General features: G+C 60.2%; 17 protein-coding genes and 6 pseudogenes. 11 read left to right on the top strand and 12 right to left on the bottom strand.

Annotation, left to right across the window (positions count from 1 at the left end; all coding sequences use genetic code 11):
* The 5 genes and pseudogenes from FJ938_RS27275 to FJ938_RS27255 all read right to left on the bottom strand — a co-directional run.
* Positions 1-354, bottom strand: a pseudogene (locus FJ938_RS27275) (amidohydrolase); the annotation flags it as partial.
* Entirely contained in the window at positions 351-1,433 is a 1,083-nt protein-coding gene (locus FJ938_RS27270) for an amidohydrolase family protein (protein ID WP_140699329.1), read from the bottom strand. The gene FJ938_RS27270 and the pseudogene FJ938_RS27275, both read right to left, overlap by 4 nt.
* 12 nt (positions 1,434-1,445) lie before the next feature.
* Positions 1,446-2,702: an FAD-dependent oxidoreductase gene (locus tag FJ938_RS27265; protein ID WP_140699326.1), complete on the bottom strand. Its 1,257-nt coding sequence runs from the start codon at positions 2,700-2,702 to the stop codon at positions 1,446-1,448.
* The gene (locus FJ938_RS27260; RefSeq protein ID WP_140699323.1) at positions 2,702-3,025 is read right to left on the bottom strand and encodes a 2Fe-2S iron-sulfur cluster-binding protein; all 324 of its coding nucleotides are present in this window, start codon (positions 3,023-3,025) and stop codon (positions 2,702-2,704) included. The genes FJ938_RS27265 and FJ938_RS27260 overlap by 1 nt, the downstream gene beginning before the upstream one ends.
* 325 nt (positions 3,026-3,350) lie before the next feature.
* Positions 3,351-4,283 (bottom strand): GlxA family transcriptional regulator, encoded by a 933-nt coding sequence (locus FJ938_RS27255; protein WP_140699342.1) that lies wholly within the window; start codon positions 4,281-4,283, stop codon positions 3,351-3,353.
* A 362-nt stretch (positions 4,284-4,645) separates the two neighbouring features.
* On the opposite strand from FJ938_RS27255, the pseudogene FJ938_RS27250 reads away from it, so the two are divergent.
* Together FJ938_RS27250 and FJ938_RS27245 are read left to right on the top strand one after the other, a co-directional pair.
* Positions 4,646-6,291: pseudogene (locus tag FJ938_RS27250) on the top strand (ABC transporter substrate-binding protein).
* A 289-nt stretch (positions 6,292-6,580) separates the two neighbouring features.
* Positions 6,581-7,603 carry an IS110 family transposase gene (locus FJ938_RS27245; RefSeq protein ID WP_140699320.1) on the top strand — a complete coding sequence of 341 codons (1,023 nt, stop codon included), beginning with the start codon at positions 6,581-6,583 and terminating at the stop codon, positions 7,601-7,603.
* A gap of 427 nt (positions 7,604-8,030) precedes the next feature.
* Here the strand turns inward: FJ938_RS27245 and FJ938_RS27240 are convergent, their stop codons facing one another.
* Positions 8,031-8,840, bottom strand: a complete 810-nt coding sequence (locus tag FJ938_RS27240; protein WP_181169198.1) for an SDR family oxidoreductase — start codon at positions 8,838-8,840, stop codon at positions 8,031-8,033.
* 432 nt (positions 8,841-9,272) lie between these two features.
* On the opposite strand from FJ938_RS27240, the gene FJ938_RS27235 reads away from it, so the two are divergent.
* Positions 9,273-9,503, top strand: coding sequence for a hypothetical protein (locus FJ938_RS27235; RefSeq protein ID WP_246673560.1), 231 nt, complete (start codon positions 9,273-9,275; stop codon positions 9,501-9,503).
* A gap of 556 nt (positions 9,504-10,059) precedes the next feature.
* Here FJ938_RS27235 and FJ938_RS27230 read toward each other — a convergent pair.
* Positions 10,060-10,962 carry a hypothetical protein gene (locus FJ938_RS27230; protein ID WP_140699307.1) on the bottom strand — a complete coding sequence of 301 codons (903 nt, stop codon included), beginning with the start codon at positions 10,960-10,962 and terminating at the stop codon, positions 10,060-10,062.
* A gap of 275 nt (positions 10,963-11,237) precedes the next feature.
* On the opposite strand from FJ938_RS27230, the pseudogene FJ938_RS30185 reads away from it, so the two are divergent.
* A pseudogene (locus tag FJ938_RS30185) lies at positions 11,238-11,402 on the top strand (SOS response-associated peptidase); the annotation flags it as partial.
* 382 nt (positions 11,403-11,784) lie between these two features.
* Here the strand turns inward: FJ938_RS30185 and FJ938_RS27220 are convergent.
* The gene (locus FJ938_RS27220) at positions 11,785-12,468 is read right to left on the bottom strand and encodes a hypothetical protein (protein ID WP_246673559.1); all 684 of its coding nucleotides are present in this window, start codon (positions 12,466-12,468) and stop codon (positions 11,785-11,787) included.
* A gap of 16 nt (positions 12,469-12,484) precedes the next feature.
* Here FJ938_RS27220 and FJ938_RS30360 point away from each other — a divergent pair, with 16 nt between their 5' ends.
* Both FJ938_RS30360 and FJ938_RS30355 read left to right on the top strand, forming a co-directional pair.
* The gene (locus tag FJ938_RS30360) at positions 12,485-12,754 is read left to right on the top strand and encodes an invasion associated locus B family protein (RefSeq protein WP_181169196.1); all 270 of its coding nucleotides are present in this window, start codon (positions 12,485-12,487) and stop codon (positions 12,752-12,754) included.
* A 7-nt stretch (positions 12,755-12,761) separates the two neighbouring features.
* Positions 12,762-12,968 (top strand): invasion associated locus B family protein, encoded by a 207-nt coding sequence (locus FJ938_RS30355; RefSeq protein WP_140699301.1) that lies wholly within the window; start codon positions 12,762-12,764, stop codon positions 12,966-12,968.
* Between the two features lie 55 nt (positions 12,969-13,023).
* On the opposite strand, the pseudogene FJ938_RS30175 reads toward FJ938_RS30355, so the two are convergent.
* The 3 genes and pseudogenes from FJ938_RS30175 to FJ938_RS27195 all read right to left on the bottom strand — a co-directional run.
* Positions 13,024-13,167: pseudogene (locus FJ938_RS30175) on the bottom strand (MucR family transcriptional regulator); the annotation flags it as partial.
* A gap of 774 nt (positions 13,168-13,941) precedes the next feature.
* Positions 13,942-14,253 carry a DUF3303 family protein gene (locus FJ938_RS27200; protein ID WP_140699298.1) on the bottom strand — a complete coding sequence of 104 codons (312 nt, stop codon included), beginning with the start codon at positions 14,251-14,253 and terminating at the stop codon, positions 13,942-13,944.
* A gap of 34 nt (positions 14,254-14,287) precedes the next feature.
* Positions 14,288-15,385, bottom strand: coding sequence for a helix-turn-helix transcriptional regulator (locus FJ938_RS27195; protein WP_246673557.1), 1,098 nt, complete (start codon positions 15,383-15,385; stop codon positions 14,288-14,290).
* A 498-nt stretch (positions 15,386-15,883) separates the two neighbouring features.
* Here FJ938_RS27195 and FJ938_RS27190 point away from each other — a divergent pair, with 498 nt between their 5' ends.
* From FJ938_RS27190 to FJ938_RS27170, 5 genes and pseudogenes are all read left to right on the top strand, one after another.
* Complete coding sequence (locus FJ938_RS27190) at positions 15,884-16,204, top strand: hypothetical protein (protein ID WP_140699293.1); 321 nt, start codon at positions 15,884-15,886, stop codon at positions 16,202-16,204.
* A gap of 166 nt (positions 16,205-16,370) precedes the next feature.
* Entirely contained in the window at positions 16,371-22,889 is a 6,519-nt protein-coding gene (locus FJ938_RS27185; protein ID WP_181169195.1) for an FG-GAP-like repeat-containing protein, read from the top strand.
* A 42-nt stretch (positions 22,890-22,931) separates the two neighbouring features.
* A complete protein-coding gene (locus tag FJ938_RS27180; RefSeq protein ID WP_140699287.1) occupies positions 22,932-24,695 on the top strand; it encodes a type I secretion system permease/ATPase in 1,764 nt (587 codons plus the stop codon).
* A 1-nt stretch (position 24,696) separates the two neighbouring features.
* Positions 24,697-26,022, top strand: a complete 1,326-nt coding sequence (locus FJ938_RS27175; RefSeq protein ID WP_140699284.1) for an HlyD family type I secretion periplasmic adaptor subunit — start codon at positions 24,697-24,699, stop codon at positions 26,020-26,022.
* A gap of 366 nt (positions 26,023-26,388) precedes the next feature.
* Positions 26,389-26,790, top strand: a pseudogene (locus tag FJ938_RS27170) (IS1595 family transposase); the annotation flags it as partial.
* On the opposite strand, the pseudogene FJ938_RS27165 reads toward FJ938_RS27170, so the two are convergent.
* Positions 26,789-26,892 (bottom strand): annotated as a pseudogene (locus tag FJ938_RS27165) (transposase); the annotation flags it as partial. The pseudogenes FJ938_RS27170 and FJ938_RS27165 overlap by 2 nt on opposite strands.

Here is a 26,892-nt window from a genome sequence, read left to right as displayed (position 1 = left end):
GTCATCCCCGAGCACCCCTTGGCCTGTCGGCCAAAGAGGGTTCATAACGCCAAACTCCATGTCATAGAGATCAAGAAGCTGTGCCCGCAGCAAACCAACGTCGGAACCTGGCAATCCCCCGTTTTTCGGCCAAGTGTCGCGGCGTGAGGAGGCGGGCGCGGCCTTTGGGTAAGGGTTTCCGTCCTGATAACCCATCCGATAGCGCAATCCGTATGTCGCCAGATGCGACCGCCATCTTTGACTGAGAAAGGGCTTGAGATCGTCAATCGACGTAAGCTTTGGGTGCACGTCGCAATCGATGATCTTTTGCGAGATCGAGGTAAGGGACGACGGAGCGCCGGCGTGCGCGGTCATGAGTGCTTCTCCGAAAGACGGGGGTAGGTCGAGACCGGGTTTTCTATTGCGATCTTGCGAATGAACGACGCGTCAAAACCCGCAGGCAGAACGGCATCGTCATCGAACTGCCAGTGCGGATAGTCGGATGAAAACAACAGCATTTCATCCGACCCCAAATGGTCGAGCAGTTTGGACACGATTTGCGGGTCGTCCGGAACGTCGAATGGTTGCGTTGTCAGCCGCACGTGGTCGCGGATTATTTCAGCAGGCGGGCGGTCGACCCACGGCGTTTCAAACCGCAATCCCTTCCAGAATTTGCCGAAGCGCCACAGGAAGGCAGGCAGCCAGCTTATCCCGGACTCGATAAGGACCACCTTGAGCGAGGGAAACTCAGCGAAGACACCTTCCGAAACCAGGCTGGCGAGCTGGGTCTGCATGATTTGTGATTGGGCAGCGTAATCCTCGATTACGGTGCTGGGCCACCCGAGAGATGTGACAGGGTGGTGGTAGGCGCTTCCTGCATGAATCCCGATCGGCAAACCATGCTTGACCGCAGCCTTGTACACTGGCCAGTAGCTGCGATGCCCGTATGGCGTGTGTGCCGCCGCGGGAAAAAGTATCTGCACGAATCGACGATCCGCCGCGCATCGATCGATCTCGGTGACTGCGGCGTCGATGCCCTGTAACGGCGGCACGATGGAAGCGCGCAGGTGTGGATGTTTGTCCAGCCATTCCGATCGGGTCCAGTCGTTCAGCGCCTTGGTCACGGCCACCGCCATGTAGGTGTCGTAGAGCATGTGGACGCCGCTCAGATTGTTCAGAATGCCAGTCTCTGCGCCGAGGCGATCCAAAGCTTCCGCGACCAGGCGCGCGGGCGTGTTGGTGAGACCACCAACCGCGTCACGCCAATCCGGACGGCAAGTCAGCGGTGCGTTGTTGGGATAGGCGATGCTGTCAAGCTGGGTGATGCCGCGGGATGCAATCAGGTCCCGCCAAACGTCGTCCAGAAACGGCATCAGCTCGTTCATCGTCGGATTGGGATGATGCACGTCGCAATTCACGCTGCCATTTGGCAACAAGGCAACCCGCTCAACCATAGTCATGTTCCTTTAATCCTCTGCCGGGATAAACGGTCGGGCCTCGGTGGATTGAAACCGCGCAAAAACTTCGGCCGTTCTGCCGGCTTCGACATCGGCAGGCTGCGGCGAGAATCCGGCGGCGAGCATCTTGCGACCCAGCATGTGCTCGGCCGGGCGATTGACGGTATCGATCGACGTCAGCCGAGAACCTGAAAAATGATGGATAGAGAACGCATTGTCCTCGAGAGATCCTGTGACGATTTGTAGGTCCGCGTCGTACGAGAGGCCAACCATCTGGAGCTTGACGTCGCCGATGTCCGACCAGAACCAGGGCACCGCACGATAAGTCACGTCATGTCCCGCGATGGCACGTGCCGCGAGCTTTGCTTGGTCGGTTGCGTTTTGCACGGATTCAAGCCGCACCCGCCGCCCGGCGAGCCAATGGTGAAAGCGGGCACAATCGCCAACGGCAAAAACGTTTTCGTGCGACGTGCGCATCGATCTGTCCACCAGGATGCCATTTTCGCACGCAAGGCCCGCGGTCGTGGCCAGGAGGCAATTGGGCACGACCCCAATGCCCACGATGACGAGGTCTGCTGCCAACTTCTCATCGGCCGTTGTGGTAACGGAAACGGCTTGATCATCGCGGCCGTTGATGGCCGCCACGCCGCAACGCAGGATGATACGCACGCCAGCTGCTTCCAGTCGGCGGAGGACATGGCGAGAAATTTCAGCCGGCGCCGCACGACCAAGCAATCGGTCCGCCGCCTCGACGATGGTCACGCGCTTGTCGAGTGCAGCGAGGGTGGCGCCGATTTCCAGACCGATGAAGCCGCCGCCGATGATCACAACGTTCACAGCCGACCCGACCGCCTCATGTACGCGTCGAGCGTCGGGCATGGTGCGCAGTGCGACGACATTGCGAAAATGAACTCCGGCGACGTCCGGCATGCGTGGTGTCGCACCGGTTGCCAGCACAAGCGTTGCGAAACGGCGACTCGTACCGTTCGTCAGAAGCACGGCCTGTTCTTCTAGATCAACCGCCTCGACGTCGATGCCTTGAACAAGATCGATGCCATTCCCTTCATAAAAACTCTCACCTCGAAGCAATTGCGGCTTCTGCGCATCGCTTTTCAGAAACGCCTTGGAGAGCGGGGGCTTGTGATAGGGCAGGTCCGTCTCCCTCTCGAAGAGAGTTATCGAACCTTGGTAGCCTTCCTGCCTCAAGCTGGCGGCCAGTTGAACTCCGGCGTGGCCCGCGCCGACGATGATGGTCCCGTCCGCCATCATATTTGCCTTTCAGCGACTTTGATGGTGATGCCGTCCAACGTGCTCGACATAATTATCTGGCAGGATAGGCGGCTTCCGGCCCGGCGCTCCGAAGCCGTCAAATGTAGCATTTCGTTCTCGATTTCTTGCGGCTCGCCGACGCATTCGAGGAAGGCGGCCTCGACGTAGACATGACAGGTCGCACACATGCAGGAGCCGCCGCATTCAGCGACAATGCCGTCGACGCCGTGGCGTGTCGCAGCCTCCATGACACTCTCGTGCTCGGCGGCTGAAACCTCGCGCCGTTCTCCATTGGGCGCGATAAAGATAATCCTGGGCATATCTCTAGTTCCGGCGAAAAATAACTGAGAGCTGAATCATCTCGTTTGGCTCCGACCTTCTTGCCGCGACCAAGGTGTGCCGCCTTCTGCTCGCGGACACCGCGCGAGGGATCGACTTCACGGGCTATGATTGCTCGACTGGGCGCCGATCGACGCCAGTTTCTCGCCAAGATTCGCGAATTATTCGCCTGGGTGTTCTTCGCGCCTATGCAAGACCTGAACGGTCCAGATGCACACCGCCCCGGATGGGTTACGCCTCTATGACCCAGGGCGCATCAACATGCATGTGCTTCACAGTGCATGAAAATGCCCCGTCCAGGATGAGCTATGCTACGGGCCGGCGCTCGTCCGAGGGCAGATAACCGAATTGCAAACGATAGCTGCGTGCAAAATAGGACTGTGACGCGAAGCCGGTCGCCAAAGCGACGCTGAGGATCGACATGGGTGTTTGGCGCAGGAGCGCTCGAGCCCGCTCCAGCCGCAGCGTGATATAATAGCGGCCCGGCGTCATGTTTACATTCAGTGAAAATAGCCGCTCCAGTTGCCGGACAGACATGCCGCCAGTCTTCGCAAGACTAACGACGGAAATCGGATCCTCGAGGTTCTCGGCCATAAGTTCGATGACTTTTCGCAGCGCGACGGACTTGCTGGCCAGATCGCGGCCTGGGCCGACGCGTTGCCGGTCGCTGGGTGAGCGGACGCGCTCGTGCTGAAACTGTCCGGCGACCTCGTTCGCGATCGTAGGGCCCAGGTCACGCCGAATGATTTCAAGGAACAGATCCATCGACGTGGTGCCTCCCGCGGAGGTGTAGCGTTTGCGATCGATTTCGTAGACGTTGCCCGTGCATTCGATAGTTGGAAACCTCTCCTGGAAAGCGGCGCGATTTTCCCAGTGGATGGTGCAGCGATGGCGATCAAGCTGCCCCGCTTCCGCCAACACATGGCTGCCAAGGGTGAGCGCGCCGAGCGCCCAGCCGCGCCTGCCCCATCGGTGCAGTGCCGCCAACACGGCCGCCTTTTCGGGAAAGTCGATGACGGTTCCCGCGCAGACAAAAGCGATGTCGTTGCTAGGCGTATTTCTCAGCGAATAATCGACATTGAGTTTCATGCCGTTGGAAGCCATGACCGGCTCCCCATCGAATGAGACCGTTGTCCACCGATAGAATTCCCTGCCCAGGGTTTGATTTGCCGACCGCATCGTATCAACCGCCGATGCGAGACTAAACATCGGAAATCGATGCACCAGCAAGAATGCCATCAGCCGCTGCTCGGAAGGGAGGTCCGCCACGTGTTTGCCCGTCGAACTGTTCTCGATCAATGAAAGATCGAGCCTTATAGGACTCTCGGCAGCCCGGATGTGTGCAGCCTGCCGTGAGCATGCCGTCGTCTTGGCCTCGCCCACAACAGCCAGCAGCGGCACAACTCGGCGTTTTCCTGAAAATCCGTTGATATCAGGCCGTATGCACTCGCGCGATTTTGTTGCCAAAATTGTCGGATTTCCGCGACACAGGTCCTCCCTTGGAATGTTCATACTTCGACCTTGAGGGATATGTCGTGCGCAAGACATCCTTGATGTAAGGCGCTGGGATTGAAGGCGAAAAGCCAAAGGAGGGGACTACAATGACACTGTACAGAAGCAATCAGGATCGCGTTCCGGAGTTCGTTCGCAAGCTGGCCGAGGGCGCCGAATCGGGTGAATTGGATCGGCGCGAATTCCTGGCCATGGCCAGTGTATTCGGAGCGTCGACAGTTGTTGCGTATGGCATGATAGGCCTTGCCGCCCCAGCCAGGCACACGCCGAGGAGGCCAAGAGAGGCGGCGTGATCAAGGTTGCCATGCACGTCAAGGATCCAAAGGACCCGCGCACCGCCGACTGGTCCCAGATCACCACGGCTCAGCGCCAGACCCTGGAACCTCTGGTGAAGTATACCCGCGCCTTCACGTTCGAGCCCTACCTCCTCGATAGCTGGGAAGTGAACGAGAACGCCACGGAGTATGTTCTCCATGTCCGTAAGGGGGTGACCTGGACGAATGGCGACGTGTTTACCGCAGAGGACGTGGTCTTCAATTTCACCCGGTGGTGCGACAAGCACGCCTCAGGCAATTCTATGGCCGGCCGCATGGGCAGCCTCGTGGATGTCACGACTGGAAAGCTGCGCGATGGTGCGATCACAAAGCTGGATGACTGGACTGTCAAATTGTCCCTCACCGAATCCAACATCGCGCTGATCCCCAACATCTGCGACTATCCGGCACTCATCGTGCACAGAAGCTTCGACGAGACTGGAAAGAACTTCGTTACGGCGCCCATTGGCACGGGGCCATTCCAACTCGTCTCCTACGACGTTGGTGACAGGGTTGTCTTCAAGCGCCGTGAGGATGGCAAATGGTGGCAGGGTGAGGTCTACCTCGACGGCGTCGAGTTCATTGACTACGGCACCGACCCCTCTGCGATCATCAATGCATTCGAGGCAGCCGAGATACATACGAACTATGAAACGTCGGCGGACGTTGTGTCGGTTCTCGACAACATGGATCTCGTCAAGTCGGAAGTGTTGACCGCCTCGACGATCGTCGCGCGCACAAACGTGCAGAACAAGCCCTACGACGACAAGCGGGTGCGCAATGCCTTGCAACTGGCAGTTGACAATTCCGTCGTTCTTCACCTCGGATACGACAATGCCGGAGATGTCGCGGAGAACCATCATGTCTGCCGGATTCATCCCGAATATGCGGCTCTGCCAAAAATCAACCGTGACCCCGGCAAAGCCAGGGCCCTCATGCAGGACGCTGGGCAGACCGACTTCGAGCACGAGCTCATTACGGTCGACGAGGATTGGCACAGGAACACCGGCGATGCGATCGCGGCCCAGCTTCGCGAGGCGGGCATCAAGGTCAAGCGGACGGTTCTGCCTGGCTCGACGTTCTGGAACGATTGGACAAAATATCCTTTTTCCATGACAAACTGGAACATGCGCCCGCTGGGGATCCAGATTTTGGCTACGGCGTATCGCACCGGGGAAGCGTGGAATGAATCAGCCTATTCGAACCCCGACTTCGATGCCAAGAGCGTCGAGGCACTGGCGGTTGCGGATGTCGAGAAGCGCAAGCTGCTGATGGCTGAGATCGAACAGATTCTTCAGGATTCCGGCGTCGTCATACAGCCCTACTGGCGTAAGCTGTTTAACCACTCGGTCCCATCCGTGAGAAACCACGGCATGCATCCGACCTACGAGCACGATTTCGGCAAGGTCTGGCTGAGTTAGGGGCAAATGGTCTCAGCGGATAGTTCGAGTGCAGAAATTGAGGCCGCGAAGAATCATATCGGTCTCATCGCTACCGCCCAACTCGCCGACTGCTCGCTTGCCCGAACTCACATTGCTGCAGGCGGCAACATGGCAAAAGGTTCAGTTTTGGCCAAATCCTTTGCCGAGCCGAATGTCCGCCCACCCACTTCTCGTCCCCGATAGCAGCCTGTCCGCTTCTGATGCGGTGGACGGCTCTCCTCCCGCCCTGCGGTATGATCGTGGGGCCAGAGCTGGAGGAGATCTATGAATGGGCAACGTTGCGACGATTGGTCTGGATATTGCAAAGTCAGTGTTTCAAATCCACGGGGTGGACGCGGCGAGTGAGGTTGTCGTTCGCAGGAAGCTGACGCGTGGGCGCGTGCTGGCCTTCTTCGAGAGTCTGCCACGTTGCCTGGTCGGTATCGAAGCCTGCAGCTCGTCGCATTATTGGGCGAGAGAACTAACTGCACGTGGCCATGATGTCCGGCTGCTGCCGGCACAGTATGTGAAGCCTTATCTGAAGCGGCAGAAGAATGATGCCGCAGATGCAGAGGCGATCTGCGAGGCGGTCACTCGGCCGACCATGCGCTTCGTGCCTGTGAAATCACCCGAGCAGCAAAGTGTGATGATGCTGCACCGGGTCCGCTTGATGCTCAACCGCCAGCGCACGCAGATATCGAACGCATTGCGGGCACACCTATCCGAGTTCGGCATCGTCGCGCCGATCGGGCGGAATGGGATTGAGCAACTGCTCGTGGTCGTCAACGACGAGAACGAGACCAGGATACCAGCTGACGCGCGGCTATGCCTTCGCATGCTTGAGGCGCAGCTCAGGGTCGTGAAGAAACAGATCCTCGAGAACGATCGTAGGGTTCGGGCGAATGCGCGTGAGACCGAGCTTGGTCGCAGGTTGATGGAAATCCCAGGCGTCGGCCCGCTGCTGGCAAGTGCATTCGTGGCTACGGTCGCCGATGCGCATGCATTCAAGTCCGGGCGCTGTCTATCGGCATGGATCGGACTCGTGCCGAATCAGAACTCAAGCGGGGGAAAGGAGAGGCTCGGCAGTATCTCCAAGGCCGGCAATCGCTACTTGCGGCAGTTGCTCGTGGTGGGTGCGATGGCGGTCATCCGCTATGCCGAGCGCAACGGTACCAGGAGGCCATGGCTCGTGCAGTTGATGGCCCGGCGAACAGCCAAGGTTGCGGCGGTTGCGTTGGCCAACAAGACCGCCCGGACGGTCTGGGCACTGATGACGAACGGCGAGCGCTACAGGGAGCCGGTCATCGCATAGAACAGATAAGGCGAGCGATCGCTGACGAGGTTGGAAAGGGCGGACAGGAGCTAATGCACAAAGCCGGTTGATACCGCCGGATCAGGAAAACCCACTGGGGCCGTGCACCTCGAGTGCGAGCTTACGATCGGGACCTGAGACGCGCGAATGGCATTATGGCCAGCGGCACATGATAGGCCGCACCTACAGGTCGGATACATGGCCGCACCAACCAGCAAAGGCAAAGCTCAAAGAATCCCTTGCCAACGGAGAGCCGTCCATACACGGCCCCGTTCCCGTCAGAAGCAGCCCAACAGGATTGCGCCTCATCCTGGCCGTTCACAGTGCAAGCTGAGCACCCTGTGAGCGGACCGGCCGCTTCGGTGGGCTCGCGGCACGTCCACTTGGCTCTGGTGCTCAAGTGGGACAGAACGGGGCCGGGCTGGCGTTAGCGATACCGAGACGCTAGTTCGGCCCCGCGACCGACATCGAACAGGGCGCGATTTGCTTCCGCGACAGCGGAGAGCCTGCCCCCTTCCTCCAAGGCCGGAATGCAGACCGTGTCACCCTGCCGGAGGCCAGCCAAGGATGCCTTGACGACGTCGGCCGGCTCCATCACCGGCACATTGGGCCTGAGGACCGGCTTGCCGTCGATGTCATGGAATTCTGTCCTGACGACTGCGGGACAAAGCGCCTGGACGCGAATACCTTTGCCCTGGAGTTCAGCCGCCAGAAGTTCGCTGAAGGTGGTGACGAACGCTTTCGTGGCGGCATAAAGCGAGCGCTTCGGCATGAACGGGGAGTTCATGCTTCCACTGAAGCTAAGCAGTGAAGAGACATTGATGATGGCGCCTTCGCCACGCGCAATCATCGCAGGAAGTGCCGCATGCGACAGACGCATGACCGCAGTTACCTGCACGGCAACCTCTTCCTGGGCGCGGTCGATCGAGAGGTCGACGAACGGCATGTAAGTCTGGAATCCGGCATTGTTGACGAGTAGCGATACGTCCCCGGCCCGGATCCGCTGCTCCACCGTGTCGAGGCCCTCCGTTAGCGCCAGATCGGCGACGATGATTTTAGCGGAGGCGCCGCAGGCCTTGATCTCGCGGGCTACCGCCTCGAGCCGGTCGCGTCGGCGGGCGACGAGCACGATGTCGTAGCCGTCGCTGGCCAGTCGCTCGGCAAAAGCTTTGCCGATCCCTGAGGATGCTCCGGTAATGACAGCGACGCCCAAAGAACTCCCGGTGGAATTGGTCACCTCCGTCCTCCCAATGTATCGGGCCGATGAATTGACCCCTGAATGTCCAACAATATCGCCTGCGATCGGTTTTGTACTAACCAAATCTCGTCCTGAGCTCAGAGCGGTGCTGCTCCTTGAAGGCAAGATGCGGCTTTCTAGCGCGGGCATGCCGAAAGCGGATCGTTCTCTTCAAGGCGGTCGAGGGGCTGTGGGGGGAATGCCTTTGTGCGGGCAGGCATTAGAAGCTCCTAAAATGGGAGGGATGTCCTCTATTAGAAGAGTCAACTCACCACATTTCCCGAGTGCACACGCGCGCCTGACAGCACACCCGATCACGCCAAAATCAATTGCGGAATTCACACGCCTGTCGCACTGTCCGGGTTTCGTAGCTTTCGAGGAGGAAAGGCTATGTTGTACCCCGGTCAGTGCTTGGGGCCGTGCGAGATCGACATGCTCTCTCGCGTGTGCCGCATTGTATGCAACGAGAACGGCACTCCCCTTGAATCGCAGCTGGCCCAGCGCATCGCGTCCCACCTGCTCAAGCTGTTTTTGAACGGCCTGATAACCGAGGAGGAACTGCTGGATGCCGAGAGGAACCGGGCCGGACGGCTAAAGCAGCCGCTCCAGCATCAGCTTCCGCCCCAGAACGTTGTGGCCGACAGCCAGCCGCACGTCGGCTAGGAAGTTGCCCCGTTCCCCGGCCGGTGCCTTGGCGGGCACCGCGGCACCACCGCGCCGCCTTCTGAATGGCCCAGAGTGGGAAGGCTGAGCAGACGTCCCGTCCAGAAAACCTGAAACTCATTGCAGAATTGTGGGGATAGACGAGACGGCGGTATGCGTCGACAACGACGCTGGCGAGGTCCATCTTCAGACGGTGGCGCTAACCGATCCCGGCGCACTGTCTGACGAGGGTCCACCAAGGAGTCGCGTAGGCAATGTTCGCCTACCGCTCAGTTTGCAGACCTACATCACCTGCGTTGCGCATGGCGGCGATGCGCCTCGTTCGGCCATCTCCGCGTCGACGTCCGAATTCCAGACGTGGACATTGCTGAAGCTGACTCCACGTTGACGGCGAATGCAAGAGCGGACACAGCCCGTGACAGATGCGCCGGGTGATGACCCGCTCGTCCGGACGGATATGTTATGATAGCGGTGTCCTTTGCCGCATGGAACAGTGCGAGCCGACGGTCAGAATGGCGCCTGCGTCTTTTTTCTTCACGTACTTTGTCAAATAATTTTACCGATTTGGCTCGGCGTTCAAAGCCTCAACCTCTTTGGGCCGTTTGCCATTATCGATGGACCAGGTGAGAAGCGGAAGTACCTCGGCGCATAGCCAAGGAGCCAATTCCTCCCGAGGCCAGCTATCGCGCCCGCCCAAGATCCACAGAAGTTCCGATACCTGCCGCCATTTGCTTCCTTCCGGGAAGCGGATCACCTGGGAGGCTGCCGAATTGCCCGGGTTGAGCTCGACGAACAAGGCCACGTTCTCAAGCTGGAACCGGGCAAGCCTCGCCAGGCGCTCGATCTTGTCTGCCAGTTGGCCCTTCAGCACCCGCTTGCCCTCCATTGCCCGGGCGAGCGCTATTTCGATATGGCTCATGATCTCGGAAATGTTCCGGGCGAGTTCCGAGATGCCGACCTTCAGCTTCGCCTGCGCGTTCGCCCGGAGTCCGGCCATGCCACCAGCGTTTGGCAGGTCGGAAGCTTGAACCTCTTTCTCGCCGCCGATGATGGCAGTAACCTGTTTGCCGGTCAGTCTCCGTCCGGCTTCGAACTCGGCAAGGACCTGGGGCAGGTGTTCGGGCGAGGCGGCAAGCTTGCCCAGGACCGTCGCCGGCACCCTGGCTTGGACCAGCCGCGCTTTGTGATGCTTGAGAACGGTCGCTATCTTGATAAAGCTATGGACGTGTTGGCGGGTGTAGCTGGACACCGAGGCCACCCATCTGCCGAAGGTCCTTTCCGGGATCAACTCCACGGCAATGGCTAGTTCCTCGCCGGCTTCAAACGCCTCTTCAGTCGTTCGCCGCCCCAACTTCACAAGCTTGGCTTCGCACTTCTTTACGAGAGCCAACTCATCGGGTTCCAGGTTGAGTTCGGAATGGTCGAACGAGTGATCCGTCCTCCGGGGCGCTTTAGTCATACTTTGTCCCGTCAAGTGGTTTCAAGGTAAGGCCGAGAGGCGGGTCGCCGGCATGGATCATCGCTCGCCGTCTCCGATCCCAGATGGACGACTGGCCTATGGCGCCGCGGCAGCGACGTCAACCCCGGCGTTTTTCTAAGACATTGTCAACAATATGCTTTTCCGTCTGTTCGGAGTCCTTTCAACATCGTGCATTTCAAGTGAGACCAGGCAACCCAAAGGATTCGATATGCTCGTTTCGGCGCCAGCACGTGGAAGTCATGCCGGTGAGGATCGATCCCGGGCCGGATGTTGCGCCGTACCACAATCGTCAGGTCGTGGTCCTTCAACCGGAGAACTGGGCGGCCTGGATCAATTTGACAAAGCCTGAGGCTGAGCTGTTGCGGCCGCTTCCGGCCGGATCGCTCTCGGTCGAAACTGTTCGCCCGGAAAATTCCTGACTCAGCTGCGCAATATCTCCAGCACGCTGAGAGGGCCAAGATTGAGAACCGGTGTGTATTCGCCCGTGCGGCGCCAGACGCCCCGCACCTTTCCATTCTCCCGATCCCGCTTGGTGATCGAATCTCAGCCCCTCGAAGTGATCACGGAATATCTGTGCCGATGCGGCATCGCTGAAGCAATGGAGCCGGTAGGTTTCATATCTGCCACTCGGCCATTTTGCCTGCACATGCCGCGTCTGGGGACGAAATCCTCGTTCCTGGCAGAACTTCGCGATCATGGTGAAGTTCCGGTCAGTGCACAGGTCATCCGGCAGCGCAACCTGGTGTGGCCAGTCGCGATCGATGACCGAGTGCGTTGGCAAGCTCTTATTTCGTCTGACCACTATTCGAAATGCATTGACTGGCCGCGCATCATTGCCAACGTTAGCGCGATCGCGGGATTTGCCGGCGGCTTCTCCATATGCAAGGAGCCGTCGAAATCACGCCATGCCGCCATCCGCAATTCATCACAGTGATCGCTGGCCTCCGGGTCGAAAACATAGGCATCACAGGGATCTCGGTCAATCTCGATTGTCCAATCCTTGAGTGCCTTGCGAGCCATCTCTTCGACCTGTGCAAGGTCACTGGTGAAGAAGGGGATACGATCGCCATCCTCCGAGAGCGGCTCAACCCGATCCAGCGTCGGCCGCTCGGGAACCCAACCGAGAACGAAGGCAATATCGAAATCGATCTGGCGATCTGGGCCGGTCGTGATCTCCAGCCGCTTGACGACATCAGGATAGAGTTGCTTCCGCTCCGGCCAGGTGTCTGGAATCGCTTCGGCTTGCAACTTCGTGCGCGGAATGTCGATCAACTCCATGATCTGATGGTGCGGAACTTTTTCCTCCGGCCAGCCCGTACAGCATGCATCCACAGCAGCCACTTCGGCCTCTAACCAAACTGTGGCGGCTCGGTCCTCCTCCTCGGTAGGCCTATCGTCCTCGGGAAAGCCCTTGATATCCCAGCCTTCCAACGCAAACAGGCCTTCCGCGCCTTGCAAAATCGTGATGCCGGCGCGTGCAAACACCGCTTCGGCTGCCGCGATGCCGCGTGCAAGCTCCTGGGGCGCGTCCGGTCTTCCCGGAGGAGCGACCTCGCTGCGGGAAGGGCATGGCGATTGGACCGTTTCCTGCAATCTTGCCACCCAGAACGGCGCCAATGTGAAGGTCTGTGCGCTCTCGCAGGAGCAGACCGACAGCCAGTCGCGCCAGCGCGTGCTGGCGATGGAACTGCGCCCGGCCGGCGAGACGGTTCAGGGAATGCTGGTGCTGCCGTTCGGCCTGGCGCTGGAAAAGGGCGTGACCCTGCGATGACGGTTTCGTGCTGCCGCCGCTGCGCTTCCGCACCTGCCTTCCAGGGGGCTGCGTCGTCGACCTGAATTTTGACGCCGAGACGTTGGCAACCCTGCGCGAGGGCAAAAGCCTCAAGGTCAAGGTGGTCGCTGACGGCGGAAAGGAGACCGTGCTTGCCCTGTCGCTGAACGGCTTTCCCGGCGCGGTAGACAGGACGGTGGCGCTGCTGAAGTAATCGCCGTCTTCTGGTTGATAAGCGAGCCCGTCATGCTGAGGTCTAACTTAAGACCCCACTTCTCCCGGTACTCTTCGGGCGTCAGGCCATAATGCACGCTGAGATGGCGCTTCAGCGATTTGAACTTCTTCCCATCCTCGATACAAACGATGTAGTCGGGGAACACCGATCGCTTTGGATTGACCGCTGGTTCCTGCTTCGGCTGTGCGGCAGCGGTTGACTGACCAATGCCCGACAGCCACGTATGAATCGAAGCATCAGGTCGGGTAGCCCTGGGACGGGGAGAGGATTGTTGTGTCAAACGGCTTCAGATACGGTTCATTCTTCGCCTTCATCGATCAGCTACATCCTCACGACCAGCGCCGGATCGAACGCGCCGTTTTCATCCTCATATCCGCGTGGATTGCAGATAATGCGCGTGCTGCCGACCTTATAATCACCGCTATCATGCGGACAGGTCCGACGCAAAGGCGGCATTCAGCAGGTCGCCCTCAAATCTCGATGGGATAGATCTCGCGTGGGGCAGGTGGTGGGTGACGACGACTATATGCGGTCGTCGGAGAGTAGCCATAGATCCGACGTGCCGATCAGCCGGTTGTCGCCGATGAGCCTCGGGTGGCCGCTCGACAGCCCGGCAAGGCAGGAACGGCCCGTTGGGTAAGGATCCATCGGTCGACGATGGGCGCTTCCTCATTCGCCATAGAGTGCTCGGGACTCAACAGAGATCAGCAAGCCCGAAATCCCCGACCTGCCGACGCTGCTCTGTCCCAAGCGCAAGGGACGCTCCGCTCAAGCCCTTGCGGACTGCGCGCGCCAGCGCTTTGACGGGACGCGCGACGGCGGCTCCTGGGATGAGGCTTGGGTTCCAAACCACCTCTGCGGGAAGCTGTCGGCCCACGAAACTCTCTGCAGGGAATTCCATTGGAGTGAGCGGCAGCGCGCGCCGCAATTGCGTCGCCTCGTCGGCGGCCGCTCACGAAGGAAGCTCATCCCGCCATTTGATAGCTTCCATCTCTACACGGACCGCGTCCGGAACGTCGATGACCTGCCGTACATTGAATTGGAACGCCGGGAAGGTAGAACACATTTTGTGGACTACCAGCGGGTCATCTGCCTCGAACAGCATACTGCCACCCCATTCGCCCACCCGCGTCACGAAGGCATGCACCTTGACCTCGCTGGGTATTTTCCAGTGCTGGAAGATCTTCAGGATGCGCTTCTGGACGTTCTCGTATTCAATAGCCGATCCCTGCGGCCGCTCGTTCCAATTTACAAGGTATTTCATAATCTCCTCCTCTCGGGTGACCTGACCAGCCTGTTCAGTTCTGTGGGAGCCGTCCCAGTTGGGAGACCAGTTCGGCCTGTCGGTGTGTCCCGGTCTTCGCGAAAACAGCTTTCAACACGACCCGTGCGGTCCCGTAAGCGACCCCGCATCTCTCGGCAACGACTTCAAGCGGTTCGCCGGTCGACATGGCTGACGCCAGCCGAGCCTCGCCCGGCGTCAGCGCAAAGAGCGAGCGAAGGTGGGATTCCGGCGGCCGATATTGGGCTTCCGGATCAACAAGGATGACCACGGCCTGGCACGGAGCGAGGGAATTATAGGAAACGTGCCCCAAGCGGACGGGGTAGGCTATCAGCGCGCGTCGGTGCATTCTCGGCAGCGCCACCGGCGGCATCGACGTGGCCGCAGGCTGGCTGCGCAGGAGCGCATGCAAGGCCCGGTTCAGTGCGTCGCTCGCTCCTCTGTCGATCGATGCCAAACGGCGGCCTTCGACCGCAAGTCCACGCGCTCGCAGAGACTCGGCGGCGGCGTTCATTCCGAGCACGGTCCCATCCTTGCCGATCAATACGGCGGCCGTGTCGCTTGCGGCAAAGGCGTCCAACGCGGCTTCGGCGCGGGCGAGGCCGAGCACGGTCGCAAGGGCAGCGACCGATCCGACCCGCTGCGAGAGGGCCTTCAGCTGCTGGAGTTCGTCCGCGGAGAAAGGTCCTTGATCGATGGTCCTCTGGAGCGAGAGAGACCAGAAAGCATCACCCGCCGCCATCTTGACGAGGGCGCACCACCGCAACCGACACGGGGCGAGGAATTCCTGGAAATAGGGGTGCCTGGCGACCTCGTCCGATGTCAGGAGATCCTCGTCTGTCGCTACTCCGTGTGCTCGGAGGAAGGGAACAAGTCGGAAGCGTTCGTCGCGTTCCACCCATCCGTCGTTGACATAAACCTCAAAAGATCGGGCGACCGAGCGGGTGCGCGGCAGGATGGGCAGATGACGATCTACATCGAACAGCAGGGCGCCGAAGCTTCCGGTGGCCTGTGCCACGCGTTCCATCGCCTCGTCCCAGCGCGTCGGATCAACAGCCGCCTCGACCAGGCTGGCTTCGATCAGCGCAAAGTCGAACGCTGTGGTCATCGCCATTCCCCGATGCCCCTCGTTGGCGGCATTACTTAAGAATACACTAATATGATTCTGTCCGCTTCCCCTATTTGGTTCAAAAATCCGCGAGTTTCTCCGGGGCATTGCCGATCCGGGGCATGAGCAGTGCCTCCGAAGGGCTACCCACGCTTGGAGCCTCGGCCTAGGAAGATGCACGGCTAATGGCCGTATGGCAGCCTGTCGGGACCATGCCGAGGTCAACCTCGCAGCGAAGAAGCGGAAGGACGCGCCTTCCAGGGCGGCAGGTATGACGGCCCCCGCAAGGCGGAAGGTGGAGCGCGTGCCGTCGCTCGTATTGACTTTGTGCGCACGAGTTGAGCGCAAGGATTTCTCTGCCGACATATCCCAAATGGGAGATGCATTGACGAACAAGCTGGAGCACCGTTGAGGTTTCGACGGGCTGGGAAGCTAGCTGGCATCGAAGCGGCCCCGATACAATCCAGTTCCGAACCATTTCGGCTCATACAGTGGGGGGCGAGCATGGCTACCACGACCACTTTGACCAACTTCAACGGCGTCAACGGACAAAGCCCGTCGGGCAACCTGACTGCCGACGCCAACGGCGGCGCGAACAACGTTGGCACGGTTTTCGAGATCGTGAACAACGGAACAGCTGCCGTCCCGAGCTACGCCAGCACTCCCACGACCCTCGTCAACTTCAACTCTTCCAACGGGGGCACGGTCTCACCTCCGACGCCAAAGGCGATCTCTCCGGCACGATTTCGCAGGGTGCCGTATTCGAGATCAGCGGGGCTTTCCCGCCCGACCAGGACAGGGGCGAGCAGGGCGCGCTTTCGTTGATCGTCAATGGCAACTCGCTAATTTAAACAGGCCTTATGTCGCGAAGGAGGCAACATAGTACACCGCCAACATGCTCATGAAGCCGCACATGGGAGGATAAGTCATGCCTTTCTCGAACGCTACTTATACTATAAATCCAGCCGCCCCAACGCCCACCAATGCTGACATGATCCAGTATACCGTGACTTTCTCGGAAGCCGTCACGGGCGTCGACGCGAGCCAATTCACACTCACCAACACGGGGGCCGTGACGGGAGATTCCATTACCAGCCTCACTCCCATCGCGGGCACCAACGGAATACAGTACACCGTGGACATAGCTACGGGTACAGGTGACGGCTCGGTGGCTTTGGTCTTCGTCGGCGGTGATGTGCTTGATCTGGCAGGCAATCCCGTCCCGGCCGTCGAATTCCCGGCCGTCGAATTCACGCAAGCAGCCGGTTACAATCCTGCGCTACATCCCATCGAGGCAACTCTCGCCGACGTCAATGGTGATGGCAAACTGGACCTCCTTACGCCCGATACTGGCCTATATGACGGCGGTCAGAATGTCTTCGTCCAGTTGGGCAACGGTGATGGCACGTTCGGCGCGCCCACATCCTATGGCACTGGCACGAGTCCATGGTCAATCGCCGTCGGCGATCTCAACGGGGACGGAAAGGTCGATCTTGCTGTAGCGAATGCCGACAGCAATTCGGTCTCCATTCTTTATGGTAATGGAGACGGAACATTCCAAACCCAGAATACTGTCGCGACCGGAAACTATCCGACGTCGGTAGTGATAGGTGACTTCAACGGCGACGGAAAGCCGGATTTGGCGGTGTCCGATTTCAACAGTTTCGCGGTCTCAGTGCTTCTCAATGACGGCAATGGATCCTTCTCGCCACAACCGAGCTATGCCATCGGCCCCTATCCGTACACTATGGCCGCCGTGGACCTTAATGGCGATGGCAAGACGGACCTCATCGTCGGCAATCGCGATTCGAACGTTTCGGTGCTGCTCGGCAATGGAGATGGCACATTCCAGGCACAGAAGACTTACGATCCGGTTTCGCCAGGCGCATCTTCCATCGCGGTTGCCGACGTGAATCGCGACGGCGTCCCTGATCTCATCGTGGGTGGTTCGCAGGGCTCGGTTATGCTCGGCAACGGCGATGGTACATTTGGCACAGCGGTAGGCTACGGGAATGCGGGTGGTCGTGTTGCCATTGCCGACATCAACGGCGACGGCAAGCTCGACATCACCCTGGGCGACCAAATTCTGCTCGGCAATGGTGACGGAACATTCCAAGCATCCGGCTCGTTCGCTGGCGTCGGTTCCGTTAACGGCGACGCAGGGGCTGACCTGAATGGCGACGGCAGGCCGGATTTCGTTTTTGCGAACTATAACTATAACTCCGACCCGAACCTGAATACCGTTACTGTCTTCCTGAACAATAGCCCAACTTATACCATCGACAAGACCACCAGCGAGAGTGCGATCGCGGACAGTGCCGTGACAAGCGGCAGCGACTTCAATGCCTACATCAACGCGCAGAACTTCAACAGCGGCTCGACGACCCTGACGGGCACCGCTGAAGCTGGCGACGCCGTCACCGTCAGCGTCAACGGCGGCGCGGCGCAAGCGGCGACGGTCGCCGCCAACGGCAACTGGTCGCTGACGCTGAGCGGCCTGACCAACGGGCAGAGCTACAGCGCGGTCGCCACCGCGACCGATGCCGCCGGCAACACGGCGACGAGCGCCGCCTATGCCTTCACGGTTGATACGACCACCAGCGAGAGTGCGATCGCGGACAGTGCCGTGACAAGCGGCAGCGACGGCAATGCCTACATCAACGCGCAGAACTTCAGCGGCGGCTCGACGACCCTGACGGGCACCGCGGAAGCGGGCGACGCCGTCACCGTGAAAGTCAACGGCGGCGCGGCGCAGACGGCGACGGTCGCCGCCGACGGCAGCTGGTCGCTCACGCTGGCCGGTCTGACCGACGGGCAGAGCTACAGCGCGGTCGCCACCGCGACCGACGCTGCCGGCAATACGGGCTCGGCTTCGGTCGCCTTTGTCCTGGACACCACTGACCCGACTGCAGCCAGCATTGCACCGACGGACGCAACGCCCACGAACGCATCAACGGTCGACTACATCGTGACGTTCTCGGAAGCGGTGACGGGCGTTGATGCCGGCCAGTTCGCCATCGATCCGACAAGTACCGTCAATGGAGCCTCAATCGTCGGCGTCACCGCGATCGACGGCAGCCACTACACAGTCACCGTCAACACCGGGACAGGCGACGGCACGGTCACCCTCGACGTGATCGGGGCTGGCATACGCGATTTCGCAGGCAACCCGTTGGCAGGCGGCAGCCTGTCGTCTCAGGTCAGCTATGCCACGGGAGCCGGTCCCATTTCCGTTGTGATCAGCGATGTGAGTGGCGACGGCAAGCCGGACCTGGTAGTCGCGAATGGCAATTCCTTCAGCACCGCGTCGGTGTTGCTCGGAAACGGCGACGGAACCTTCCAGCCACAAATCACCGTCAACACCGGGACGTCGCACCAGGCCGTGCTGGGAGACGTGAACGGCGACGGCAAGCTCGACATCGTCAGCGCGAATAGCCACGAAGGGACCGTGGCCGTGCTGCTCGGCAACGGCGACGGCACTTTCCAGCCAAAGACCGATTATGCGGCGGGTGCGAACGCGATCTCGGTCGCAGTTGCCGATGTGAACGGCGACGGCAAGCTGGACATTGTGACGGCGAACTACGGTGCAAACACCGACTCGATCCTGCTTGGCAACGGCGATGGCACCTTCCAGCCGCAAACCGCGTACGCGACAGGAGTCCAACCAGGGATCACGGTGGTTACCGACGTGAATGGCGACGGCAAGCCAGACCTGATCACCATCAATCAGGTCTCGAATACGGTTTCGCTCCTGCTAGGCAATGGCGACGGTACCTTCCAGCCGCAGACCATATACGCGACGCAAAGCGGCCCCGCCGATGTCGTTGCCGCTGACGTCAACGGAGATGGCAAGCTGGACCTGGTGACGGCAAACATAGGATCGAAGACCGTCTCGGTCCTGCTCGGCAATGGCGACGGCACCTTCCAGCCGCAGACGGCATACGCGGTGGGGGACGCGCCGTATTCGTTAGCTGTCGGGGACATTAATGGCGACGGAAAGCTGGACGTTGCCGCCACAGCTCTGAATGCAAATACGTTTTCCGTACTCATCGGCAATGGCGACGGCACATTCCAGCCACAGATCTCCTACGCTGCCGGTGGGGAGCCGCTCTGGGTCGCGATTGGCGACGTGAGCGGCGACGGTCGCCCCGATCTCGTCGTAACAAACGGCGGATCAAATAATGTCTCGGTGTTTCTGAACAGTCCGCCGACCAATGCAGGTCCAGGCTACACGATCGACAAGACCGCTCCTGCCGTCACGGACACTCTCGCAGATGACACGGGTCTCTCATCGACCGACACGATCACCAGGGACGATGCGCTGAGCGGGACGGGTGATCCGAACGCGGTGGTGCATTTTACGGTGGATAGCAACCCGATCGCTCAGACAGTTACGGCCGACGCAAGCGGCGCCTGGGCCTTCACGCCCCCTGCGCTCGCCGACGGCCCGCACACGATCGTGGCGAGCGAGACTGACACGGCCGGGAATATCGGAACGGCATCGCTGACCTTCACGCTGGATGCTACAGACCCGGTTGCACCCAGCGTTGCGAGGACGGATGCGGCGACAACGAGCGCATCGACGGTTAACTACACGGTGACCTTCTCGGAGCCGGTGACGGGCGTGGACGCGAGCCAGTTTGCGATCGACCCTTCGAGCACCGTTCAGGGGGCATCAATCACGGGCGTCACCGCGATCGACGCGACCCACTACACGGTCACGGTCAATACCGGGACGGGTGACGGCACGCTCGCCCTCGATTTCACTGGCGCCAACGTTCGCGACCTCGCCGGTAATCCCCTGTCCGGAGGCATCTTCCAAACCGATCAGACGATTTCTGGAGTGGCCGGCCACGTGACTGCGGTGGATTTCAACGGCGACGGGCATCCAGACCTTGTTTCTGAGACACCAGGCGGCGCATTGGCCGCTATGATGAGCAACGGCGATGGTACGTTCCAAGCGCCTGTAACCTATACCGTTGGAGATAACCCGAACGGTATTTCCATTGGCGACTTGAATAGCGACGGCGTTCCGGACCTTGTGATTTCTGATTACGTCGCGAACGGAACAGTTTCGGTCCTTCTCGGCAATGGTGCCGGGAGCTTTCAACCGGCAATCGTTTCAGCAACCAACAGCGGTTATCCAGCGGCGTCTGCGCTTGCTGACCTCAACGGGGATGGCAACCTGGATCTTATCGTTTCCAACACCGCCAACCGCGGCGGCGTCTCCATCATCCTCGGAAACGGCGATGGAACTTTTACTCCAGAAACAGTGCTTTCATCTGATGGCGACCCAGGCGGCATTGCGGTGGGCGACCTCAACGGAGACGGCATTGCCGATGTTGTATTTACCAACAGTGCCTACGGCTCACAGGACGTTCAGGTTTACCTTGGAAAAGGCGATGGTACTTTCATCGAGGCACCGAGCGTCCCAGCGGCCACTACTACCTATACAGTCGCGCTTGCCGATCTCAATGGCGACAACAACGAGGACCTAATATTCACCAGCAGCAACGGCAGCGTATCAGTGGCGCTCGGCAAAGGTGACGGCACATTCCAGGCGCCCATTTCACATGCGTTCGGCAGCGGTAGTGGCGACGGAATCGTCACCGACATCAATGGCGACGGGAAATTGGATGTCGTTGTCACAAACGGGGCAGCCAATACCGTCTCGGTTTTGCTCGGCAACGGCGATGGGACACTCCAGCCGGCGCAGCCATTTGCGGCGGGAGGTGGCGCCGGTTGGGTGACGGCTGCCGATTTTAACGGCGACGGCAGACCCGATCTTGCTGTCGCGGATTTTGGCTCTGGTTCGGTTTCAGCCTTGATCAATACACGGCCAACAATAGCGGGCCCAACTTATGCCATCGACAAAACCGCACCTGCCGTCACGGAGAGCCTGGCCAACGACAGCGGCGTGTCTTCGACCGACAAGATCACCAAGAACGATGCGCTGAGCGGCACGGGTGACCCAAACGCGGTGGTGCGCTTCATGGTGGACGGAACCACGATCGCCCAGACAGCCACGGCCGATGCCAGTGGCGCTTGGACGTTCACTCCGGCCGGGCTCGCCGATGGTTCGCATACGATCGTGGCGAGCGAGACAGACGCGGCCGGGAATACCGGGATGACATCGGTCACGTTCACGCTGGACACGCATGGGCCGACCGGCTGGACCTTCACTCTGGCCAATTCCAGTTTTGACGGGTCAAATTCAATCGCGTCCGGAACGGTGATTGGAAGTGTGGGGGCGGTAGGCGACCCAAACAGCTCGAGTTTCACCTACTTCTTCGCCTCGAACCAATCCGGAGCGGGAGCCACGCAAAACCTGAACGGCTTGTCTATCGACGCGAGCACAGGTGTCATAACAGCAAAAGCCGCCATCAGCAGTTGGCCGACGACATGGGTGGTCGCGGAAGATGCTGCCGGCAATATCTTCGCCAAGCAGCTGGTGCTCAATTTCGGGACATCGGGCGCCGACACCATCAACATCGCCGCCGGGACGACGGCAATCTTCGCGCTTGGCGGGAGCGACACGATTACAGGCACCGCTGGCAACGACAGCATCGCGGCCGGAGCGGGGAACGATACGATGGTCGGCTTTGTCGGCGCAGACACGGTGAATGGCGGAGCCGGGACGGACACTATCTCGCTTGCCGCGACTTCCACCGACCTCAATGGCGCATCGGATGCGCAGATCGTCAATGTAGAAACAATCTCTTCGGCAAAGGCTGCGTCCGGGGTGACGATCGACCTGCACAGCCAAACGGAGGGCTTCACGATAAACGGCAGCGCTTCGGGCGATGTCATTGTCGGCACTGCTGCCGCCGACACGATCAGTGCCGGTGCGGGAAACGACACCATTATGGGGTTTGCCGGAACGGATACCGTCGACGGCGGCACTGGAACAGACACGATAGCTCTGACGGCGACCTCGCCAAGTCTGAATTCGGCATCGGACAAGCAGATAATCAATGTGGAGGTGGTGTCCGCAGCTAACGCCGCATCCGGCGTCTCCATCGATCTCCATAACCAGAGCGAAGGATTCACCATTATCGGGGGCAATTTCGGGGATACGATAATTGGCACTGCTGGCAAGGACACCATTGACGGCAGCGCTGGGGCCGACATGCTGACCGGCGGAGCGGGCAAGGACGTCTTCGTGTTCGTCAACAAACTGAACTCGCTCGTTTCCGCTTATGACACGATCACGGACTTCACTCACGGTTCGGATTTGATGGAGATCGGGCATACGGTGTCCGCTTCCAACTTCAGTGCGCTGTCGCACGCATCGACCGGGAACCTCCTTACGGACATAAACGCCACGCTCACCACGGCCAACCTGAAGAACAACGGCGCGGACCTCGTCACCCTCACCGGAGCGGGGGTTGACGCGGGAACTTACGTGATCGTCAACAGCGGCCATGGCAGCGGTTACCTGGCAACAGCGGACGCGGTGATCAAGCTGCAGGCGGGGGCGACCGTGACGGCTGCCGACTTCATCGCCTGACCGTCCGAATGCGTCAGACAATGGAGGCGGTTCAGTCTTAGTATGCGCGGAACTTCAACGCACCCGGCATTCTCTATCCAGGGCTCCGAATTGCGAGCGGCTCTGGGAAAGTGCCGCGTGGCCTTTGCAGGGGTCTGGGTTGCGAGTGCCTTGGTGAATCTGCTGACGCTTGCGGGATCGCTCTATATGCTGCAGGTGTACGATCGGGTCCTGCCGTCACGCAGCGTGCCGACGCTCGTTGGCCTGACCGTCCTGGTTCTGGTCTTCTATGTTGCGTTCGGCTTCTTTGACCTCATGCGGATGCAACTTCTTGGCAGGATTGCCGCCCGCGTGGATCGCCTCATCCGCGAGCGAGTGTTCGCGATCTTTCTCGAACTGCCACTGCGGCTGGGCACCGCTGCCGAGCCCAACCATCAGGCGTTGCGCGATCTCGACCAGGTCAGGAATTTCCTCTCCAGCCTCGGTCCGGCAGCCTTCTTCGACCTGCCTTGGATGCCGGTATTCCTGTTCATTGTCTACCTGATGCATCCGCTGATCGGCATGCTTGCCGGAGCAGGCGCCATCCTGGTTACAGCGCTTACCTTGCTCACCGAGCGGCTGTGCCAAGTTCCGACCAAAGCGGCGGGGTGGGCCGGACTGGCGCGGCAGGCGTTTGCGGAAGCTAGTCGCAGGAACGCCGAAGCCATAAAGGTTATGGGCATTCGCCAGCGCGTCACCGATCGCTGGGCGGATTCCAATCAGCGCTTGCTGGCCGCCCAGCAGAAGGTCGCGACGATAGCAGGCACGATCGGCACTGCCTCGAGAGCGTTCCGGATGTTCTTGCAGTCGGCCGTCCTGGGGCTCGGCGCCTATCTCGTCATCCAGCAGGAAGCGACCGCTGGCGTCATCATTGTTTCGGCGATCATTGTCTCACGCGCCCTTGCGCCCGTGGAAACAGTCATCGCCAATTGGAAAGGATTCATCGCGGCGCGGCAAAGCTACCAGCGCCTCGCCAAGCTCCTCGCAGCGTTTCCTGCCGCTGGGAAATCCGTCAGCCTGCCTCTGCCGAAAAGCTCGCTCGAGGTCGAGGGCGTCTGTGTAGCCCCTCCTGGGGAGCAGCGCGTCGTCGTCCAGGGCGTCTCGTTCACACTCAAGCCGGGCGCAGGGCTTGGTATCATTGGCCCCAGCGGATCAGGCAAGTCGTCATTCGTGCGCGCGCTGGTGGGCGCCTGGCCAACAGCCCGCGGCGCGGTACGCCTCGACGGCGCGACACCTGACCAGTGGGATTCGGACGAACTCGGACGTGCAATCGGCTACCTGCCACAAGATTTCGAACTCTTCAGCGGCACTGTTTCCGAGAATATAGCGCGCTTCGATCCCGATTCTTCGTCCGAAAAGGTGATAGCTGCGGCCGTATCGGCCGGTATCCACAACCTCGTCGTTCACCTGCCGCGGGGATACGATACCCTCGTTGGGGAAGGCGGCTCCGCCCTTTCAGGAGGCCAGCGACAGCGCTTGGGATTGGCGCGGGCGCTTTACGGCGATCCGTTTCTTGTCGTCCTTGACGAGCCGAATTCAAATCTTGACGCCGAGGGCGAGTCTGCCCTGACGGAAGCCATCCTGGGGGCGCGGCGACGAGGCGCGATCGTGATCGTAGTGGCGCACAGGCCAAGCGCGATCGGGGCGCTCGACTTGATATTGCTGATGCAGGAAGGACGCCAGGTGACGGTGGGGCCGAAGGAAGAGGTTCTGCGCGCTGCTTTGCGGGGGCCCGCTGCGGTTCCCGACCCGTCGCCGCTTGCCGAACCTGCTCGCGCGGAGGCATAAAATGGTTGCGCGGAACCCAGCATACGCGGGACCTTGCCGTGACGAAGAAGGCATCCGCGCGAACCTGGCGGGAATGCTGTTGGGCATCGGCATGCTTGCCGCGGTGATTGCAGGTTGGGCGGCGACGGTGCCGCTAGCTGCAGCCGTGATTGCCTCGGGAACGGTCGTAGTCGACAGCAGCGTGAAGAAAATCCAGCATCCAACGGGTGGGGTCGTTGGGGAGATTCACGTCCGTGACGGAGATCGCGTACAGGCTGGAGACCTCCTCATCCGCCTTGACGAGACAGTCGCGCGCGCGAACCTGGAGGTCGTTGCCAAGCAGCTTGATGAGATAGCCGGTCGCACGGCCCGGCTGAAAGCCGAGCAGTCGGGCAATCCTGAGATTGTGTTCCCAGCTGAACTCGCCGCCCGTCGCGGCGAACCCGATATCGCCGAAATCCTTGCCGGAGAGCAGGCATTTTTCCAAAGCCGACGCGATGCGAGAGACGGGCAGAAGGCGCAACTGGACGAACGGATCGATCAGTTGAGGATCGAGATTGGGGGTTTGGAGGCCCAACAGGCGGCCACGGAGACGGAATCAGGCCTCATCCGGAAAGAACTGGACGGTGTCCAGGACCTCTTCAAAAAGAACCTTGTCCCGATCGATCGACTGACTAACCTGGAACGCGACTCCGCCCGCGTCGAAGGGGAGAGTGGGCATTTGACAGCAGCCGCGGCGCAAGCGCGCGGCAAAATCGCCGAGACGAGACTGCAGATCACGCAGATTGACCAGGACCTGCGTACCGATGCGAACAAGGATTTGCGGGAGACCCTGGCCAAGCAGGCGGAACTTGTGGAGCGGAGGATTGCGGCGGAGGATCAGCTGAGGCGGATCGATATCCGCAGCCCTGAAACGGGCATCGTGCATCAACTGTCGGTCCATACCGTCGGAGGCGTGATCAACGCAGGCGAGCAGATCATGCTCATAGTGCCCGAGCGGGATGCGCTTGTTGTGGAAGCAAGAATCGCCCCTCAGGACATCGACAAGGTCGAGGTCGGTGAGAAGGCTGCGATTAGATTCAGCGCCTTCAACGTACGCACGACCCCCGAGATCAACGGAGAAGTGAGCTTCGTCGCGGCAGACCTCACCAAGGAATCGCAGACGCAGCAGGCCTTTTACGCGGTTCGTGCGAGGTTTTCCACGGGTGAGCTGGAGAGGGCCGGAGGGCTGAGGCTTGTTCCTGGAATGCCCGCGGAGGTGCACATAGCGACCGCTGAGCGGACCGCGTTGTCATACTTGATGAAACCATTCAGAGATCAGCTGGCGAAGGCTTTCAATGAACAATAGAGGCCGGCGCGTCTACGCCAAGATCGGGGTGACTTTGGCGCCCGACGCATTAGTGAAAACTACGCATCGATTTTCAGTTCCCAGGGGAGGAGCAAGTGCGAAGCCGCTGGACAGTTCTTGCTGTCTTGTTCGTCGCTCGCGCCGCCTCCGCCGGCGATTGGTAGGCCCGGTTCTTTCGACCATACCGCATTGTTCTTCAGTGTTACTGCAAATCGACTGATTCCCGTACGTCTTCGCACCTATCTACCAAACACAGGTGCCCCGCCTGATCGCCTAAATTAACCAACGCTTCAGGTCGAATCCTCTCCCTGCTTAATTTGAATCCCATATCGCCCCACATCCCGGCCTTCTTCGAGAGGGGCGGGCATGGCAAAGAAACGCGTGCCGAGGATCAACAGCCTCGAATGGCTGGAATGGAAATTTCCGACCGAGGAATCGGTGCGGAAGCTGTTCGAGGGCATGGTCTGGCCGAATGGCGCCCATTGCCCTCATTGCGGCTCGGCCGAGGTCTGGCGCTTTCGCGACGGGGATCGCGTTTCCAGGCCCGGCCTTTACGAATGCCGCCACTGCTGCGGCCAGTTCACGGTCACGACGAAGACCCCGATGCACGCCACGAAGCTCCCGCTGAAGGTCTGGCTGCGGGCCTTGTATCTGATTCTGTTCTCTTCGAAGGGCGTGTCCTCGGTAATCCTGGGGAAACAGCTCGGTGTGCGCCAGTCGACGGCGCGGAAGATGGCGCATGCCGTCCGCGAGATGACTGACGACCGCGGCGGCCGCTCTTGCCGGCGTGCGCCAGCACGTTCCTCATGAAGTGGACCCGGCAGCGCTGCCATGTGGCTGAGAGCACCTTGGTCACGGCGGCCTTCAGAC

The organism is Mesorhizobium sp. B2-4-14, assembly GCF_006442155.1.
In the GTDB taxonomy this organism is placed as follows: domain Bacteria; phylum Pseudomonadota; class Alphaproteobacteria; order Rhizobiales; family Rhizobiaceae; genus Mesorhizobium.
Note: the sequence above shows the minus strand (reverse complement) of the source record. Positions and strands in the feature narration are given on the sequence as shown.